Source organism: Vibrio sp. 10N.261.54.A5 (assembly GCF_041471145.1).
Lineage (GTDB): Bacteria > Pseudomonadota > Gammaproteobacteria > Enterobacterales > Vibrionaceae > Vibrio > Vibrio crassostreae_C.
The window spans coordinates 1-426 of sequence record NZ_JBFRNU010000110.1; the positions used below are offsets into that span (position 1 = coordinate 1).

Genomic DNA, 426 nt, shown 5'->3' on the forward strand with positions numbered 1-426 from the left:
ATGCGGTATTAGCCATCGTTTCCAATGGTTATCCCCCACATCAAGGCAATTTCCTAGGCATTACTCACCCGTCCGCCGCTCGACGCCGTATCGTTCCCCGAAGGTTCAGATAACTCGTTTCCGCTCGACTTGCATGTGTTAGGCCTGCCGCCAGCGTTCAATCTGAGCCATGATCAAACTCTTCAATTTAAGATTTTGATTACCTAAATTAATAGGTGTGACTCAACGAATACTGACTTCAAAACTACAAAAAGTAATTCTAAAGCTATTACCATTCCAACAGAATGATAATGAATTGACTGTGCCGATAATAAATTATCGATTGGTCACTCAGTTCATTGAAATCAATGTGATTCCTAAGAATCAATTTTTGATATTCATCAACGAGTGCCCACACAGATTGATAGGTTTAAATTGTTAAAGAGC

The 426-nt window shown here is 40.1% G+C and carries 1 rRNA gene; it reads right to left on the reverse strand.

Annotated features, from left to right (window positions below):
- Positions 1-189: ribosomal RNA gene (locus tag AB4329_RS22315) — 16S ribosomal RNA — on the reverse strand; the annotation flags it as partial.
- Positions 190-426 lie beyond the last annotated feature (237 nt).